The 16314-nt window shown below is 38.4% G+C and carries 17 protein-coding genes; 4 read left to right on the top strand and 13 right to left on the bottom strand.

Going from position 1 to position 16314, the window contains the following annotated elements; all coding sequences use genetic code 11:
- Nucleotides 1–2: 2 nt before the first annotated feature.
- Entirely contained in the window at nucleotides 3–1022 is a 1020-nt protein-coding gene (locus EHQ52_RS09265) for an aldo/keto reductase (protein ID WP_135614919.1), read from the top strand.
- Here the strand turns inward: EHQ52_RS09265 and EHQ52_RS09260 are convergent, their stop codons facing one another.
- The 5 genes from EHQ52_RS09260 to EHQ52_RS09240 all read right to left on the bottom strand — a co-directional run bounded on the left by EHQ52_RS09260 (nucleotide 1023) and on the right by EHQ52_RS09240 (nucleotide 6432).
- On the bottom strand, nucleotides 1023–1721 hold the full coding sequence (locus tag EHQ52_RS09260; RefSeq protein ID WP_135615700.1) for a DUF4136 domain-containing protein: 699 nt from the start codon (nucleotides 1719–1721) through the stop codon (nucleotides 1023–1025).
- 101 nt (nucleotides 1722–1822) lie between these two features.
- On the bottom strand, nucleotides 1823–2512 hold the full coding sequence (locus EHQ52_RS09255; RefSeq protein WP_135614918.1) for a potassium channel family protein: 690 nt from the start codon (nucleotides 2510–2512) through the stop codon (nucleotides 1823–1825).
- Nucleotides 2513–2524: 12 nt separating this feature from the next.
- Complete coding sequence (locus EHQ52_RS09250) at nucleotides 2525–4327, bottom strand: TrkH family potassium uptake protein (RefSeq protein WP_135614917.1); 1803 nt, start codon at nucleotides 4325–4327, stop codon at nucleotides 2525–2527.
- Between the two features lie 6 nt (nucleotides 4328–4333).
- On the bottom strand, nucleotides 4334–5107 hold the full coding sequence (locus tag EHQ52_RS09245; protein ID WP_135614916.1) for a hypothetical protein: 774 nt from the start codon (nucleotides 5105–5107) through the stop codon (nucleotides 4334–4336).
- Between the two features lie 2 nt (nucleotides 5108–5109).
- Nucleotides 5110–6432, bottom strand: coding sequence for an amidohydrolase family protein (locus EHQ52_RS09240; protein ID WP_135614915.1), 1323 nt, complete (start codon nucleotides 6430–6432; stop codon nucleotides 5110–5112).
- Nucleotides 6433–6540: 108 nt separating this feature from the next.
- Between EHQ52_RS09240 and EHQ52_RS09235 the strand changes: the two genes are divergently transcribed.
- Both EHQ52_RS09235 and gmd read left to right on the top strand, forming a co-directional pair.
- The gene (locus EHQ52_RS09235; RefSeq protein WP_208653470.1) at nucleotides 6541–7905 is read left to right on the top strand and encodes an MATE family efflux transporter; all 1365 of its coding nucleotides are present in this window, start codon (nucleotides 6541–6543) and stop codon (nucleotides 7903–7905) included.
- Between the two features lie 99 nt (nucleotides 7906–8004).
- Nucleotides 8005–9027 carry a GDP-mannose 4,6-dehydratase gene (gene gmd / locus EHQ52_RS09230; protein WP_135614913.1) on the top strand — a complete coding sequence of 341 codons (1023 nt, stop codon included), beginning with the start codon at nucleotides 8005–8007 and terminating at the stop codon, nucleotides 9025–9027.
- Here the strand turns inward: gmd and EHQ52_RS09225 are convergent.
- From EHQ52_RS09225 to EHQ52_RS09215, 3 genes are all read right to left on the bottom strand, one after another.
- Nucleotides 9024–10241, bottom strand: coding sequence for a Crp/Fnr family transcriptional regulator (locus tag EHQ52_RS09225; protein WP_086447884.1), 1218 nt, complete (start codon nucleotides 10239–10241; stop codon nucleotides 9024–9026). The genes gmd and EHQ52_RS09225 overlap by 4 nt on opposite strands.
- 96 nt (nucleotides 10242–10337) lie before the next feature.
- Nucleotides 10338–10928 (bottom strand): tetratricopeptide repeat protein, encoded by a 591-nt coding sequence (locus EHQ52_RS09220; RefSeq protein WP_135614912.1) that lies wholly within the window; start codon nucleotides 10926–10928, stop codon nucleotides 10338–10340.
- A 59-nt stretch (nucleotides 10929–10987) separates the two neighbouring features.
- Nucleotides 10988–11272, bottom strand: a complete 285-nt coding sequence (locus EHQ52_RS09215; RefSeq protein WP_010513869.1) for an LIC10235 family protein — start codon at nucleotides 11270–11272, stop codon at nucleotides 10988–10990.
- Nucleotides 11273–11743: 471 nt separating this feature from the next.
- Between EHQ52_RS09215 and EHQ52_RS09210 the strand changes: the two genes are divergently transcribed.
- Nucleotides 11744–12343, top strand: coding sequence for a hypothetical protein (locus EHQ52_RS09210; protein WP_135614911.1), 600 nt, complete (start codon nucleotides 11744–11746; stop codon nucleotides 12341–12343).
- Here EHQ52_RS09210 and EHQ52_RS09205 read toward each other — a convergent pair.
- From EHQ52_RS09205 to EHQ52_RS09185, 5 genes are all read right to left on the bottom strand, one after another.
- Nucleotides 12336–13103 (bottom strand): glycerophosphodiester phosphodiesterase, encoded by a 768-nt coding sequence (locus EHQ52_RS09205; protein ID WP_135614910.1) that lies wholly within the window; start codon nucleotides 13101–13103, stop codon nucleotides 12336–12338. The two genes, EHQ52_RS09210 and EHQ52_RS09205, sit on opposite strands and share 8 nt — an antisense overlap.
- Nucleotides 13103–13921, bottom strand: coding sequence for a hypothetical protein (locus tag EHQ52_RS09200; RefSeq protein ID WP_135614909.1), 819 nt, complete (start codon nucleotides 13919–13921; stop codon nucleotides 13103–13105). Before EHQ52_RS09200 ends, EHQ52_RS09205 begins: the two co-directional genes overlap by 1 nt.
- 101 nt (nucleotides 13922–14022) lie before the next feature.
- Nucleotides 14023–14394 (bottom strand): phasin-related domain-containing protein, encoded by a 372-nt coding sequence (locus EHQ52_RS09195; protein ID WP_100708920.1) that lies wholly within the window; start codon nucleotides 14392–14394, stop codon nucleotides 14023–14025.
- Between the two features lie 120 nt (nucleotides 14395–14514).
- Nucleotides 14515–15273, bottom strand: coding sequence for a PPK2 family polyphosphate kinase (locus EHQ52_RS09190; RefSeq protein WP_135614907.1), 759 nt, complete (start codon nucleotides 15271–15273; stop codon nucleotides 14515–14517).
- A gap of 6 nt (nucleotides 15274–15279) precedes the next feature.
- Nucleotides 15280–16299, bottom strand: a complete 1020-nt coding sequence (locus EHQ52_RS09185) for a DUF2804 domain-containing protein (protein ID WP_135614905.1) — start codon at nucleotides 16297–16299, stop codon at nucleotides 15280–15282.
- Nucleotides 16300–16314 lie beyond the last annotated feature (15 nt).

Below are 16314 nucleotides of genomic sequence, written 5' to 3'. Positions count from 1 at the left end.
GAATGAAAAAAAGAAGGCTTGGAAAAACAGGGATGGTGGTCTCCGAAATTTGTATGGGGACCATGACTTTTGGCTCCAGTTGTGACGAGAAAGAAGCACATCGGATTTTGAATAAAGCCTTCGATTCGGGAATAGATTTTTATGATACTGCTGAGATCTATCCTGTTCCTCCAGAAGCAGAGTATGTTCATGAAACGGAAAAAATTTTTGGTAATTGGTTAAAGACTAAGAAGAGAGAATCCATTCTGATCGCAACGAAAGTCTGCGGCCCTGGACATGGATGGTTCACTCCTCCTGTAAGAGAAGGTAAAACCGCATTAGATCGCAGAAACATAAAAGTAGCGATCGAAGGAAGTTTGAAAAGACTTGGAACAGATTATATAGACTTATACCAAACTCATTGGCCAGATCACGATTTCGGATTCGAAGAAACATTAGAAGCTTTGACCGAATTAATCGACGAAGGTAAAGTTAGATATATAGGAAGCAGTAACGAGACTGCATGGGGAACCATGAAAAGTTTGGAAGTTTCCCGCACGAACAAACTCGCAAGATACGAATCCATCCAAAACAATTTCAGCATTTTAAACAGAAGATTCGAAGACGCTCTTTCTGATATTTGTAGAAGAGAACAGATCAGCCTTCTTCCCTACTCACCTTTAGCAGGAGGAGTATTGACCGGAAAGTATAACGGACCAACTCCGCCTGAAAACGCAAGATTCACACGTTATTCAAAACTTCCTACAGAAAGACAAAGAAGAATGGCACATCGTTTCCTGAATGAGGGAACACTTGCATCTACAAAAGAACTGATAGAAATAGCTAAGGAAGCAGGGATGAGTGTGACTACTCTATCGGTTGCTTGGTCCAAACAACATGACTATGTTGCTTCTACAATTATTGGAGCCAATACTGTAGAACAATTGGAAGAAAGTTTAAAAGCTACTGATCTAATCTTGTCCGATGATATTTTGAAAAAAATAGACGAGGTTTCTAAAAAGATCCCTTATCCTATGGGATGATCAATGACCTCTCCAAACTTCTTCTTCGGAGATGACTTCGTTTTTTTCTCCTGCGAAATTGGGAAATGATTTAAAAAAGCCGGTAATTAGATAAGGGATCACATCGAACATCGGCCCGGATCTTCCTTCTCCTTCCACGTTAGCTTTCAAAAGTACACTGGAAGGAAGTCCTCTATAACGTTTTCCATCATAGATCACTAGCTTAAAGATCACATCGTAAAAATTTTCGTAATAAGGACTTGCTCCTGAAATCCTGGAATTACCAAAATTTCCCATAAAAGCAAAAGGAGAATATCCTCCTACACTTCCCAAAATAGGAACTGCTGCTAATCTACTGGAAGTCCCGCCATAAGAATGATATCTCATCCCTCTTGCGCTGGTCCATCCACCGAACGCTCCCAGATCCGTTTTACGATCGATTACACTTCCTCTTGGAAATATTAATATATCATAATGTATTAATTGGTCTGCTCTGGAGATTTCTACTTCTTTGTAACCCTTCTCCGCTAATTTTTCCCGGATCAGATCTTCGTTTTCTCGAATAATAATAGGAGGTGCTTGGCCAAAAAAAGGAAGGAATGCGTAGGTTTTTTCGTAATAGCGAATATGATCTGATCTTTCTACCTCTACCTGGGATTTTACCTGGAGAGGAGAGCAAAAATTGCATCCTAATAATAGCAAAAGGATCAGAACTCTCATCATTATATTCTTTCGACCGGATTGAACTTGATTTTACTCCCAAATCGGATCGTTTTCATTTAAAATTTGATAGTTTTGTATAAAAGTTTTCTAAAACTTACTTAACGATTTCCGATCATCTGTTCCAGGTCTTCCGCTTTTCCGAATAGAACTAAGATATCTCCTTCTGATAATACAAGATTTGGAGAAGGAATCCCTAAAACTTCTTCGTCTTTCCGATCTGATTTTCTTCTGGTCTTTTTAGGTCTTTTGACTGTGATCAAATTTAAGTTCCAATCTTCTCTAAGTTTTGCGCCTTGAACAGTCTTTCCTTGCATATGTTTCGGGACCATAGCTTCTAAAATTCTATAATCTTGTCCAAGCAGGGTAACACCTTTTACACTACTATTTGAAAGTTGCTCTGCCATAGAATGAGCTGCTCTCTCTTCTGGATTGAATAAGTTCTCAATCCCCAACATCTGCAAAACTCTTTTGTTTAGATCGGATTGGTAACGCGCGAATATATTGATCGCACCGATCTTCTTTAATGCATCCGCGGTCACGATCAGATTTTCAAAATTATCTCCGATCGCTAAAACAACTGCATCCATTTCATCCAAACCATGTTCTTTCAATTCTGATTCGTCAGTAGAATCAATCGCAACGCAGTAAGTAGAAAATTCTCTGATACGATCTATCTTGTTTTTATCCTGATCAATTGCGGTGACTTCTTGTCCGTCTTCATAAAGTCTTTTTACGAGTTCTATCCCGAAATCTCCGAGGCCAATGACTGCGATCCTTTTCTTTCTCATTCGAACCTTCCTTTAACCGACCACGACATATTCTTCAGGATACCAATATCTTCTAGGTTTAGGTTTTGGAACAAAAGCTAATAACACTGTTAGAACTCCAACCCTTCCCACAAACATTATAACGCATAAGAGCAATTTTCCAGGAGTTTCAAACTTAGAAGTAATCCCCCGAGTTAGACCTGTAGTCCCGTAAGCAGAAACTACTTCATAACAAATATCCAGAAAAGGCAAAGGTTTCTCAAAACAGATCAGGAAGAAGATGCCCATGAATATTATAAACATAGAAAGTACGATTGCAACAGATGCTCTTGAAAGAGAATTTTCTGCGACAGTTCTCCCAAATATATCTACTCTTTCTTTCCCAGTAAAGAATTGATAAAATTGCAAAACCGCAAGTGCCAAGGTAGAAGTTTTGATCCCTCCTCCTGTTGAATTAGGAGAAGCACCCACCCACATCAAAAATAAACTCACAAACACCATCGGGATCCCCATGGTAGAAGTATCCAAGGTATTAAATCCTGCGGTCCTTGTTGTGACTGAATAGAATAAAGAATGAAATGCCTGGTCATACCAACTCAAACCCTTCAAACTAAAATTTCTTTCTAATACCCAGTAGGATATCCAACCAAAGAGTAATAAAAATAATGTAGTGACAAGGATCAGCTTTGAACCCAAAGAAAAACGATGTCTAAAAGATTCTCCGTCAAATCTAATCTTCTTTAAAAGTTGATTCACAGTAGGAAAACCTAAACCGCCGAATACGATCAAGATCATCAATATAGAAAGAAATGAATATGATCCCTTGAAATAAGGCTCTGCGAGTCCCTTAGAAAAAAGTGCAAAACCTGCATTACAAAATCCTGTTATAGAATGAAATACAGATTGAAAGATAAGTTCTTTTTGTGAAAGTCCTAATTCTTTCGGAAATGTGAAGTATAGAAAAATAGAACCGACCCCTTCTATCGCAAATGTTTGGTAGGCAACTTGTTTTAAGATGGAGCCAGCTCTTCCTATAGATTCTTGGCTAAATAGATCCTTAACGATCAGTTTTTCGGTAACGGAAACTTGTCCTTCTAAAACTAATGCAAAGAACACAGTCAAAGTCATTAGCCCTAGTCCACCGAGCTGAACAAGAACCATCAAGATCACTTGTCCTGTTCCAGTTAAATCTTGAGAAACATCAATCGTGCTTAGCCCAGTTACACAAACGGCACTTACTGCAGTAAAAAAGAGATCTACTAGTTGAATTGGCCTTGCTCCTGCTCTAGGAAGGGATAATGCAGCGGTTCCCAAAATTATCAGGATAGCGAAACTTCCAGTCATCACCAAAGATGGAGAAATTTTTCCGAGAGAAAGTCTTGCTCTTCTTAAAAAATGAGCAAACCCACCGAACGCCAATGTCAACTGACTTAAAGATAAAAATAAAAGTACAACTTCTTCTGTTCTTTGTTGGGAAAGAATAGATTCTATTTTTTCTTCAAAGAAGAATTGTAAGATCACGAGTAAGACTACAAATGTTTCTATCTTATGAAATTTTAAATAAGCCTTGTATGGACTTAATGTGAATATAAAACTTAAAAATTCATAAATTACTAAATACCAAACTATAGTTACAGTAACCAGGCGAAGTGAATGAATCCACTCGGGTGGATAATAGAATCCATATAGAAAGATCAGTATAAAAAGAGAAATAACTCCTAGAACACCAAATATAAATCTTAAGATAGGTTTAATATTTTCTTCGAAGAAGAGTGAGATCCTTCCCCATTCGGAAACTAATTTTATCCGTAAATCGGGATCTAAAAAAGGATTCATTTTATATCAGAAACGGGTGTTGAAAAATTCGAATTCCATTCTATATTCGAAATTTTTGGAATACAATCCATACCCTGGCATTAGCTTCGGATGTATTGTTTCGGAAAGTTTATCTGGTACAGTTGGATTTGGAGCAGGACTTTGCGGTTGGTTCTCCAACTTCATACGATCATAATCTCTCAAATCCAACCAAGCATTTGTAAGTGCTAGTGTAGAAGCCACACCGAAAACGATCCATCCACCCTCAAATGTTTTCTGATAACCCGGTTCTGCAGCGGATAACGCACCATATGCGACACCTGCCGCAATAGGAAGTGTCATAAAAAATATGATCGAAAAACGACGAAGTCTAGATTCCGTATACGGTTGAGGATCGTTGCCAAATTCTTCTAATTTTCTTTTACGATCTCTTGCTTGATCTTGTTGTCTTTGTAATGCCTCGGTATTTACTTCGCCGGTGATTGGATTGAAAAGCCCATCGTCATTTCTGCCCTGGACTGGGTTCGTAGTCCTTCTGGTTCCTTGGTTTCCAGAAGTAGTTGGTAAACCTGTTTGAAAAGGGATCTGCACATTCCTCGGATTTACCAAGGTTGGCTTATCCATTTTAGGAGGAAGAGAATACTCCTTAAATCCATCAGGAGATTTTTCATCTTTATAATTTCTTAAATTATAATCGTATGGATCCGAAAAATCACTTTGATTCTGAGCAAACGTTGGAAAAGAAAATGCAAAAAGTATAGAAAGGGCAAGGAACTTATTTAATCTAGAAAAAGATCTCATCTTTAGAGAATAGCTCCTTGCTCTGTTATTCTTCCGGATAGAATTTCGGAGGTGTATTGGAAAGAATTCTTCCTGATCTTTTCCAGATATTCAGCATCCAATCCTAAACTATGAGCCTTATCATATTCTTCTTTGATATTGGTCCCGAAAATCCCAGGATCATCAGTAGAGATCGTAATTTTCAGATCTTTACGAGCGAATCTAATTAAAGGATGGTGAGCCTTGTCTCTTACCATTCCAATATACTCATTGGAACTTGGACAAGACTCAATGACCGCATTCGTATTTTTGATCCGATCCATACAATACTCTTGAAATACCTTTGTTTCAGAGACCAGGTTTTCAGTAACGGAAATTTCTACCTTCTCCTTATGTCGGATCGAATCCAATTCAGATTCTAATCTTTTTTTAGGAGGTAATTCTCCGTATTTGGAAATTTCATCCCAATGATCTAATTGGAATTTGAGAGTATCTTCTCTTTCGGAGACTGGCTCTAAAACTTTTTTCCCAAGATAAGCGTTCGGATCTAATCCAACCGCGATTGCATGTCCAAGCCTATGCGCTCCCCATTCGGCTGTTTCTAAAATCCAGCGAGATGCGGATAGAAGAGTTTTATCCAAGAAAGACTCCCCCACATGATAAAGAACGGTAAGCGCTGTAGAAGTTTCTGCATTATTATCTTTCTGAATTTCTTTTAAAAATTCCTTTTTTCCCTTAGGCGGAAAACCTTCTTCAATATAACAAAAATCTAAACCGACTAGATATTTTTTGATGAGGGGATCTTTTTCCATCATCTCTTTTAACATTTCGTATTCTTTAAAAATGTCTCCGTCCCTATGTAAAGAAACTACTAAACGAGATTTTGCATTTCCGGAAAGTTCTGATTCTGCTTCTTCAAAACCTTCGCAAGCAGCTAACGTTTTAGAATAAATTCCTTGGTAAGTATCGAGCGGAGAATACATGATACGATATTCTCCAAAGACTACACCTTCTTCGTATTGATCTTTGGTGATATGTTTAGATACAAATTTAATCTCTTGAGGATCAAATTTAGAAAGTGCAATGATCAGATTGAACTTTGCCTGGAACTCAGGAAAAGGACCTTGGTGATTAAATAAATAGATCTTCTTAAAATCTTCTAAAGACTTATGATCTTCGAAGAAAGTTTCTGTATTGATGGACTTTCCATAAAGTTCCTGGAAAGGTTTTGTAAAAATTTCCCAACGAGGAGATGGATTATTCAATCCCATCTGCCTAAGAAGTTCAGGTTTCAGACTACCGTATAGATGATTATGAAGGTCAGCAAATCCTATATTCGAATCCATGTATCTTCTACGCTTTTAAGTCATCCTAACTCTATCGTTATCTGGATAAACCGTTTTTCATGGAAAAAATGTTGTTTGCACAACCCTCCTTTCAAAGCTGGAAAGTACTTGGCCTCTTTATATAAAAAAATACTCAAACTATATCGCCCTAGCCGATTAAACATTAAAATCCTTTCTTTAGCATTACCTGTTGTTTTCGGAATGTTAAGCCAATCTTTGATTTGGATTACGGATACTGTTATGGTCGGATATCTTGGCCAAAATGCGATCGCAGCGATTGGTATTGGTGGGACTAGTTATTACACTCTTGTTGCTTTCCTAATCGGATTTTCAATGGGAGTTCAGATCATAGTCGCGAGAAGGTTTGGAGAAGGAAAAAGATCCGAGATAGGAAAAGTAGGAGTTTCTACACTTTATCTTTCTTTACTCTTAGGATCTTTCTTATCAATATCCGGACCTTGGGTTTCAGAATCTCTCATGTTTTTGATCGGCCCTGAAAAAACAGTCAATACACTTGGGACCGAATATTTATATTTTAGATTTATAGGCAGTGGATTTTATTTTTTAGGATTCTGTTTCAGAGGGTTCATGGATGGTCTTGGGTTAACCAAGGCAGGTTTTGTTTCCATGGCAGTGACTACGATCGCAAATATAATCTTTAACTGGATATTTATCTACGGCAATCTAGGATTTTCTCCTATGGGACTAGGTGGTGCTGGACTTGCATCTTCTATATCTGGATTTGCTGGGCTACTTGTATTTCCTATATTCTTTTTTTATTATAAATTAGGGAAATATTTCGAAGGAGTAAACCTTCTACCAAGCAAAGAACATATAATTGAAATTTTCAAAGTAGGAATTCCTCCAGGATTTGAGGAAGGATTAGTTAACGTTGCATTCGTGATCTTCTCCAAAATACAGGGGCTGATCTCTGTGTTAGCAGTTGCTGCGTCTAATGTCCTTTTTTCAACATTAAGTTTTGCATTCTTACCTGGATACGCATTCGGAGTGGCGGCCACTACAATCTTAGGACAAGCAATGGGAGCTAAAAAATACAAATTGGCTTATCATTCTGCGTTCCGTTCCGCATTCATTTCTGCACATGTGATGGGATTCATAGGTTTATGTTTTATCTTCTTAGGAAAGATCATTGTGTATGCGATGACCAGAGACCAAGCCTTGGTAGAAGAATGTTATCCTGTGCTGTTATTATTAGGAGTCATCCAGATAGGAGACGCATATCATATGGTGATCGGTGCAGCTTTAAGAGGAGCCGGTTTGCAGAACTATGTCTTTAGGATCTATATTCTTCTCACCTATTTAGTAATGCTTCCGTTGGCTTATCTTTTCGGGATCGTATGGAAAGGTGGAACTCTTGGTATCTGGGCAGCTATATTCGTTTGGATCTCATCACTTTCCCTTATTTTCATTTACGAATTTAGAAAGAAAAATTGGATAAAAGGGACAGTTTGATCCTCTTGTTGGAAGTCCCACAAATATTGGAATTTCAGACCAGTTTGATATTCTAATCCTTCTTGCCCCAATAACAAAGCCGGGGTTTTTGGTTCCAGAATGAAAAAGGCGCTTATTACAGGGATCACTGGACAAGACGGATCCTATCTTACCGAACTTCTTTTGGAAAAAAAATACGAAGTGCACGGGATCGTCCGCAGAACCAGCTCTTTAAACCGAGATCGGATCGAACATTTAAGAGGAAACCCTCACCTTTTTCTACATTACGGAGACTTAACCGATTCCAGTAACCTAAACAGGGTTTTAGAAAAAGTCCAACCAGACGAAATTTATAATCTAGCTGCTCAATCTCACGTAGGAGTTTCTTTTGAAGTTCCTGAATACACTGCAGAAGTAGATGCAGTCGGAACTTTAAGAATTTTAGATGCAATCAAACAAACTGGAGTGAAGTCCAGATTCTACCAAGCTTCTACTTCTGAATTGTACGGAAAAGTCCAGGCTGTTCCCCAAGACGAAAAAACTCCATTCTATCCGAGATCACCTTACGCAGTCGCAAAATTATATGCATACTGGGCAGTAGTAAATTACAGAGAAGCATTTGGATTACATGCTTCTAACGGAATTTTATTTAACCACGAATCTCCGAGAAGGGGAGAAGGTTTCGTAACCAGAAAGATCACTCTTGGAGTCGCCGGACTCGTTTCTGGAAAAGGTGGTCCGATCCACTTAGGGAACATAGACGCAAAAAGAGACTGGGGTTATGCGCCAGATTATGTAAATATGATGTGGATGATGTTACAACAATCAGAACCAGACGATTATGTAGTAGCAACCAATGAAACACATACAGTCAGAGAATTTATAGAAGAATCTTTCAGACATCTAGACATCCAAGTAGAATGGAAAGGAAAAGGTGACCAAGAGAAAGGTTATAATAAGAAAGACGGAAAACTTTTAATAGAAGTAGATCCTAATTTTTACAGACCAACCGAAGTAGATCTTTTGATCGGAGATCCTGCAAAAGCAAAAGCAAAACTTGGTTGGGAGCCTAAGGTTAAGTTTAAAGAACTAGTAGAGATCATGATCAAAGCAGATTGCAAAACTGCTGGGATCAATATCTAGGCACGTTTTTTGATCTTAGCGTCTATCTGAGATTTTTTGCGGAATGCTTGTACTAATTTTTCTAATTCAACAAGATCGGTACAGGAAATTTTTCCCTGGTCCAATTTGATAAATTTGTTTTTGGAGATCAGATCCAGAACAAGATTCTCATCTTTAGGATAAGTTAATCCAACCATCTTGATCAAGTCTTTAGTACCGATCTCGAAATTGTATGTGGACTTAGGAATGACTTTAACTCTGTTTTTCTCCACAAGAGTGAGTAATGTATCAGCAACCCTTCCTTGAGGATCGGAAATAAGTAAGTTAGCTAACTGTTTATAAGCAGTCCAAATCCTTTCAGAAAGAAGAGTGATTAGCCTAGTTGCCAATTGTGGCTGTGCTTTCACCATTCCCTCAAAGTTTGCTTTGTTAATCGCGAGGAGTTGAACTTCTCCCCAGGCAATTGCAGAAGCGGATCTAGGTTTATTATCTAAAAGTGCCATTTCTCCGAAAATATCTCCGCTTTGTAAAACAGCGAGAAGCACTTCGTTAGAGTCTACGATCTTAGTGATCTTCACTCTTCCATGTTGTATGATATACAATTCTCTTCCAGGCTCGTGCTCGCAAAAGATCATCTCGTTATCGCCGTAAGCACGGTTAAACTTTGTATAATCTATCGGAGGAGGAGCGACCGGTTGATTGACAGTTTGTAATTTTAGTTTTGCCTGAGTAGCAAATTGACCATTAGGAAGATATTGCAGATATTTTTGGAAAGCGTAAGCTGCATGAAGAGTATTCTTTTGGTTAAAGTAATATTCTCCGATTGAGAACAACTGATTCGGATCTTCTTCAACTGCGGTACGGAAAGACAGACGAGTGATTGTAGAGTCGAACTGTCTGAGTTTCATAGAGAAGTAGCGAATGATCTTCATCGCTACTGGAGTATTTTTTTGGATCAGAGTTCCGAACTGATCGTAACTTACCTGAATTAAGGAAACATCAGTGAGAGCAATTGCCGATTCGATCTGAGCGTGCTGACTCATTGCAGCAACCACTCCGAAAAAATCTCCAGGTCCCAAAAGTTGATTCGGGTCTTCGCCTACTACTTGGTTTTCGCGGGTAACCCTGACCTTGCCTTGTCGGATAATAAAGAAATTATGAGCTTCTTTCTTGCCTTCGACGATGACATAGGACCCTTTCGGGTAATTCACGATTTGAAAGAAGCCGTTGGACATACTTACCAGAGATTAAAAATTTCTTCCGTGGGAATTCAACTATAAACTAGTATCGGCTCGCGATGAGGGAATTCGGACTGAAATCCGAGTATTTCCTTATTTTTCGCGGCAAGATTCCCCTTCCGGAGAAGATTCTTCCCCATCCGAAAGTAGATCGATACCAGAGAATTCCAGGGCGGCTTTTTCTGCCATTGCTCTGGAGTAAGATTGTCTGCAAATAGAAGAGAAAATCTGCTTCGCCTGGTCGATTTCTCCCATCTTGGCGAGTAGGCGCCCGGCTTCCAAGTAGGATTCTAACCCGGATTCTCCTGTCGGTTCCATTTTGTAAAGGTCCAGACTCACTTCTAAAGCTTTCTCAGGTCGATCCAACTTCAGAAAACAATCTTTGAGAAGGCCAAGCACCCTATTTTTTTTAGAATTTCCAGGATAGAGAACCAGGAAGTTACGAAGACTTTCTGCAGCCTTGTAAAAGCGACGGTCCTTATATGCTTCTTCAGCGATCCTAAATAGAATATCAGGATCAGAAGGTCCTTGTTTAGAAGGATTTTCCCCTTGGCCAAATACGGAGAAGGAGAAAGAAAAAATAAGAAGGATTAAGACTAGGATTCGGGACGGCGTCAGTGTTTTTGAAGCTGCGTTCGAGAAATAGGGAAAATTGACGCCCTTATAATAAAATCCGGAAAACAAGAGTACCTACCAGAGCTAAGCTCTATATAGATTATCAGTCGTTTTCCGGATTTTATGTATTACTTTTTTTTATCTATTTTCTTTCTGTGGAATTCGCAGAGGCGATATAATCGGCCAGTAGAAGGATTTTTTTTACCTACTTTAGTGCCGCAGACGATACAAAGACCTTCTTTCCTTCTCCTCTGGTAAAGGAGCTGAACCCTCTCCGCCCCAGACAGGTTGTATTTACTAACCTGAATGCGAAATCCTTTGTAGAGGTAATTACCTATCGCTTCAACAGCTTGAGTTTTTACCCCGGCGATGATCTTTTCCAAATCATCGTTAGTGACTTTCTTTGGTTTCATAAATGTTAACTGACGTAACAACAGTTATATTCTTACAGAGTTAGTAAAGTGTTTTTAATTTTCCGCATAACACAGCATAAAATTTTTTGACAAAACTTGTATTAGGTTACTATTTTTTTAATAAATTTCTTCGTCTGAGGGCTTCCTGTTTCGGCTAACGATTAACAATTAAAATAATCGATTATTTCGCCCGGGGCAACGTTAAGTCGTTTTACATCAATTCTCAATAAATATGGAAATTTATTTCCATAGCTCTGACATATAACGGAGAATACATTAGGCGATTATAGCAAAACAAATTGATTTAAACTAACGATAAAAAGCCGAGCCTTAAGGGATAAAGTAAGGGATTATATGCCCGAATAAAAAAATCATTACTTGAAGGCTTGAACGCCAAAATTGCATTTTTATCGATAGATTTTTTTCAGAAAATAAGTCATATTAGATGGCGGATCGGTTTTAGAATTTATTATGAAAACAATTGTTCATATATTATTAATTTCTCTGGCTTTCTTCCAATTAACATCCTGTTCTAAATCCCCTCAAGAAAAAGTAAGAACGATACTTTCTGACGCACAATTAAATGAAGAAGAAAAGATCAAAATGGCAGCGTTCGCGTTATTCGGCGAAAGGTTGAAGGAAATTGATCTAGTCAAAGTCCAAGACGAGAAAGGATCTAAATTCGAAGTTTATTTAGGATTCGGCGGAACTTCTGCACTTACCTTCTTAGGATCGGAAAAATATTCTGATCATATGAAATTGGAATTAGCTCTTGGAACTTATAAATTCCTACAATCTTTGCAAAGTTTTCGTTTTGGAAAATATAGAATGAGTCTGATCAAACCTTTCTTCATTAAAAATGGAGAGGCAAGAGGCGCAGAAGAATTTGAGATCTATAGATTCAGAGCAGAAGGAGAAGATCTAAAAAATGTAGCAGGATTCAAAGAGACTGACGCATTCTCCTCTGATAATTATGATGTTCCTTCTGAAAAGGTAGTAACAGTTTTAAAAAATATGATAGATCATTGGCAGGTAGAACTGGACCAATTTGCAAGAGTAGAAATTAAGTAAGAAGAGATCTCATTCTTTTAGGATAATTCGTAAAGATCCCATCGACTCCCAGATCTATTCCAAATTTCAGTTCTTCTTCTGTATTTAGTGTATAAACTAAAACCTTAAAACCTTCTTTCTGGATCTTGGAAACTGTTTCCTTATCTAAACCTTTTGCAGAAAGATTCAAACTGAATGCGTTCAATCTAAAACCAAGCTCCAATGCTTCCATCCAAGAAGATGTTTCATCCCCTATCAAAATACCAAGTTTTGCTTCTATGGATAATTCTCTAATACGCACCAAAGAGTCCCAGCAAAAGGAAGAGAATAATGTTTTATGGAAGAGAGAATTTTGTTTTGTATAGTCTATCAGTTCTTGTTCGATAGGAGTTTCGATCGGAATCTCTTCGTAAGCTCCTGATTTGATCTCTACATTCAGACCAATGTTTTTGGATTTTAGATAGTCCCAGACTTCCCAAAGATCCGGCACCTTCTCCCCTTTAAACCTAGGATCTTTCCAAGAGCCTGCATCCGCCTTACGGATCATATTAAATGGAAGAAGTTTCACTTCTCCTTTTTGATCAGTGGTTCTATCCAATGTGTCATCGTGAATGACTACAATCTTGCTATCAGCAGAGTGAATGATGTCTAGTTCTATCCAATCCGCCTTAAGCTCCCAGGCGTTTTGAAAGGAACTCATTGTGTTCTCAGGATATTCTCCGCTATCTCCTCTATGAGCAATTACCCAAGGTTTAGGAAGAAGGAATGGATCCGAATTCATTAGAAGGCCCAGCCTACAAAAAGATTCAAACCGAAGCTAGAACCTGGCAATCTTTCTGCATTCTGATACGCATACCTTCTATATAATAGATCTCCGATACTTGCAGTTCTATCTGAATAATAAAGATCTGAAACAGAAAATGAATTACGATAAGGAGCATACCAACTCCACACACCTTCCCAGCCGAAAAACAGACCGGAACTAGCTTGGAATCTAAATCCTACTCCGAAACCTGCGTAGTTCCTTGGGCCTGAACTATAAGAATCTTTTTCAAAACGATACGTATTACCTGCAGATTCCCAATACAAGGCAGTTTGGTTCTTTTGGTAATGTTCTCTTCCTAACCAAAGAGAAACGAAAAAAGGAGAATCTGCAATGAACCTTTGGACGAAGAATGCTCCTCCCCAATACTTCTCCTGATTGTTTCTCAATCTTCCATAAAAATCATGAGGGGGAAGATAATAAGAATATGCAGTATCATTATCAAAACGATTCACATAAGTGTTGGTATAACCGTTAAGCCCGATTGCCCATTGGGAATCTAACATTCTGGCGATTTGCAAAGAATAATATTTTTCGGAACGCCCAAATGCAAAACCACCTATCTGGTTCTTGAACTTCTCCCTAAGTTCTGCTTGGCTAGGTCCAGTTGGAGTTTTTTCAGGAGGAAGTCCATTCATAGGACTGGGCTTTTGTTCTATAATTTTATCTGGAGAAGGTTCCGAAGTTTGGGACCAACTCTGGGAAGATACGATACAAAGAAGAAGAATAGATAAGATCGGAAAAAACAGTGAGGCCAGTTTTTTTAGGGAGAACATCCCTTGCAAAGACACCTGAAAAGTGAAAATGTCAAGCAGTGGAAATTAAGAGGTAGGAAGAAATTAGCAGGCGAGGTTTCCCTTCGCCCGCTCGTCGGAAATTAAGCTTTTCCTTTTGCAGTAGCTTTGATTGTTTCAGCTACTTCGGTCAATTTAGCTTTAACAGCATCTAATTGGCCTTCTGGAACGCGTTTTTTGATCTCTTCGGAGATTTGATTGTACTTCTCAACGATCTTACCACGAGTTTCTTCGTAGTTTTTGCCAGCAACAGTGGAAACTTCTTTGATTTCGTTCAAAAGTTTATCCACAGATTCGCGAATTTTTACAGAACCTTCAGAATTGTCTGCAGCACCTTTAGCTACTAATTCTCCGTAGGTTTTTTCCAAATCCACTTTCGCTTTGTCTAATCCTTCTTGTCCAGATTTCAAAAGTCCGATTCCAGCATTAAGAATGTCCAACAGTTGTTTTTCCATTTTTCTCTCCTTTTCCGCCACACCTTTAGTGCAGCGCACAATCCATTCATATTGCACCGCACCATAGAGGTCAACCTCTAAATTACAAAAATTTAGAAAAAATTGAAAAAGAAAACTAGGTTAGATCTGGCCCGGTTGGACTTCCAGCTTAGGGTATTTGAGATCCATGTCTTCCAATTCCTTACGAACTGACTTAGCGATCAGATAATCCCTATACCATTTCTTGTCAGAAGGAACGATCACCCAAGGAAAACGCTCCTTAGAATGGGAAAATATCCACTCATACGCGTTCTGGTACTTTTTGAAATTTTTATGAGCCTCTAGATCGCTTGGATCGAACTTCCAATTCTTTTCAGGATTGGATAATCTCTCTTCTATCCTTTTGATCTGTTCTTCTTGGGAAATATGTAGGAAGAATTTGAGAATATGAGTATGATTTTCCTTAGATACAAATTCCTCGAAAGAACCTATAAACTCTAATCTTTCTTTGAGTTTATCCTTAGATAAACTTTCGGAAACAAAAGGAACCAGAATATCCTCGTAATGGGAACGATTGAAAATCTGTATCCATCCCTTCCCGGGAAGTTCTTTGTGAATTCTCCAAAGAAAATCGCGGCTCAATTCTTCTTGTGTAGGAGCCTTCCAAGCCTTGCAGGTGCAGCCCAAAGGATTTAACGCTGAGAAAAGTTTTTTGACGGACCCATCTTTTCCGGAAGCATCTACTCCCTGAAGAATGATCAGTAATGATTTCTTTTTCCCTGCAAAAAGACGGATCTGCAGCTCTTCTATCCTTTCCAATTCCTTCTGACGAAGTTCTTCCGCTTTCTCTTTGGAAAGTTCTTCGTCAGGTTCTGTGGAATATTCGGAAAGTTTAATCATTCTAATCTACCAGCGGGCGATATGATCTTCTGCCCAACCTTGTCCTCTTTCAATCCTAAATTCACTTTTTCCTATTCGGAAAACACCATCAAAACTACCGATCATTTGATTCACTTTAGAAGCAATTAAACCCATATTGGAATAAGCCTTTCTGTGAAAATCCGGAGTGAATACAAGCTCGACTGCTTTGCTTTCTTTGGAATAGATCATCCAAGGTTTTGTAGGATCTTTTTTATCGAATTCAAAAGCGACTACAGAAGGAATTTTATAAATTCTACCATTGATCAAAAGAGCATTTTCGGTAGTTCCAGTTCCATCAGTCCAGCCGCCGCCTAAATTCATTCCATAAATTTCGTTCCCGCCTGGACGATAAGACATAGAAGCCCAGTTCCATTTACTGAAATAAGGCCAGACCCCTCTTCCATAATCCAAAACTCCGAATGAATCCTTAGGATTGAACTCATAAGATTTAGAAGCAGTTGTGACTTTTCCTTTTGCTCCTAATCCGAATAATTTGTGAGTGAATTGAAAACGATTTCTATTCCAAGGAACTACAACATTCAAACTTTCCCATTGTTCAGGAATATCTAATGTAATTTCTGCTTGGATCGCTTTTTTAGTACCTTTTAAAAAATCAACTTTGATCTTGTAATTTCCATCTGCATCGATTTGGAAATCTAAAAATCCTTCTTTACCTTCGTACCGAGCTGTACTAGAAACAGTTTGTCCAAGCAAAGTTCCTTTTCCAAAAGGAGTGATTACTGTTGTTTCCTGAAATTCACCTGTCCTTCTATCCAACCAATAACAAAAGATCACCCCTGCGTAATCAATGTCCGAAACAGTAAAGGACGCCAAAAAGTTTTGATCGTAAAAACACCAGTAATTCCATTTTTTCTTACGAAGCCAATGGCCTTTTACATTACATCTATGTAAGGGAGTTTTGGACCAGCCGATCGCATTCCGATTCACTTTACCGGAAGGATCACATAAAATGGTAGGTTGTTGGATTTCTGTTTCTAAGTTCATGCTCTCAAAGGACAA

Origin of the sequence: Leptospira koniambonensis (assembly GCF_004769555.1) — a bacterium.
Classification (GTDB): domain Bacteria; phylum Spirochaetota; class Leptospiria; order Leptospirales; family Leptospiraceae; genus Leptospira_B; species Leptospira_B koniambonensis.
The sequence above is the reverse complement of the archived record's forward strand: the minus strand, read 5'-3'. Positions and strand labels throughout refer to the sequence as shown.

Excerpts from the sequence above, each read along its gene's own strand:
- EHQ52_RS09265 (WP_135614919.1), top strand. The coding sequence starts at position 3 with ATGAAAAAAAGAAGGCTTGGAAAAACAGGGATGGTGGTCTCCGAAATT.
- EHQ52_RS09260 (WP_135615700.1), bottom strand. The coding sequence starts at position 1,721 with ATGAGAGTTCTGATCCTTTTGCTATTATTAGGATGCAATTTTTGCTCT.
- EHQ52_RS09255 (WP_135614918.1), bottom strand. The coding sequence starts at position 2,512 with ATGAGAAAGAAAAGGATCGCAGTCATTGGCCTCGGAGATTTCGGGATA.
- EHQ52_RS09250 (WP_135614917.1), bottom strand. The coding sequence starts at position 4,327 with ATGAATCCTTTTTTAGATCCCGATTTACGGATAAAATTAGTTTCCGAA.
- EHQ52_RS09245 (WP_135614916.1), bottom strand. The coding sequence starts at position 5,107 with ATGAGATCTTTTTCTAGATTAAATAAGTTCCTTGCCCTTTCTATACTT.
- EHQ52_RS09240 (WP_135614915.1), bottom strand. The coding sequence starts at position 6,432 with ATGGATTCGAATATAGGATTTGCTGACCTTCATAATCATCTATACGGT.
- gmd (WP_135614913.1), top strand. The coding sequence starts at position 8,005 with ATGAAAAAGGCGCTTATTACAGGGATCACTGGACAAGACGGATCCTAT.
- EHQ52_RS09225 (WP_086447884.1), bottom strand. The coding sequence starts at position 10,241 with ATGTCCAACGGCTTCTTTCAAATCGTGAATTACCCGAAAGGGTCCTAT.
- EHQ52_RS09215 (WP_010513869.1), bottom strand. The coding sequence starts at position 11,272 with ATGAAACCAAAGAAAGTCACTAACGATGATTTGGAAAAGATCATCGCC.
- EHQ52_RS09210 (WP_135614911.1), top strand. The coding sequence starts at position 11,744 with ATGAAAACAATTGTTCATATATTATTAATTTCTCTGGCTTTCTTCCAA.
- EHQ52_RS09205 (WP_135614910.1), bottom strand. The coding sequence starts at position 13,103 with ATGAATTCGGATCCATTCCTTCTTCCTAAACCTTGGGTAATTGCTCAT.
- EHQ52_RS09200 (WP_135614909.1), bottom strand. The coding sequence starts at position 13,921 with ATGTTCTCCCTAAAAAAACTGGCCTCACTGTTTTTTCCGATCTTATCT.
- EHQ52_RS09195 (WP_100708920.1), bottom strand. The coding sequence starts at position 14,394 with ATGGAAAAACAACTGTTGGACATTCTTAATGCTGGAATCGGACTTTTG.
- EHQ52_RS09190 (WP_135614907.1), bottom strand. The coding sequence starts at position 15,273 with ATGATTAAACTTTCCGAATATTCCACAGAACCTGACGAAGAACTTTCC.
- EHQ52_RS09185 (WP_135614905.1), bottom strand. The coding sequence starts at position 16,299 with ATGAACTTAGAAACAGAAATCCAACAACCTACCATTTTATGTGATCCT.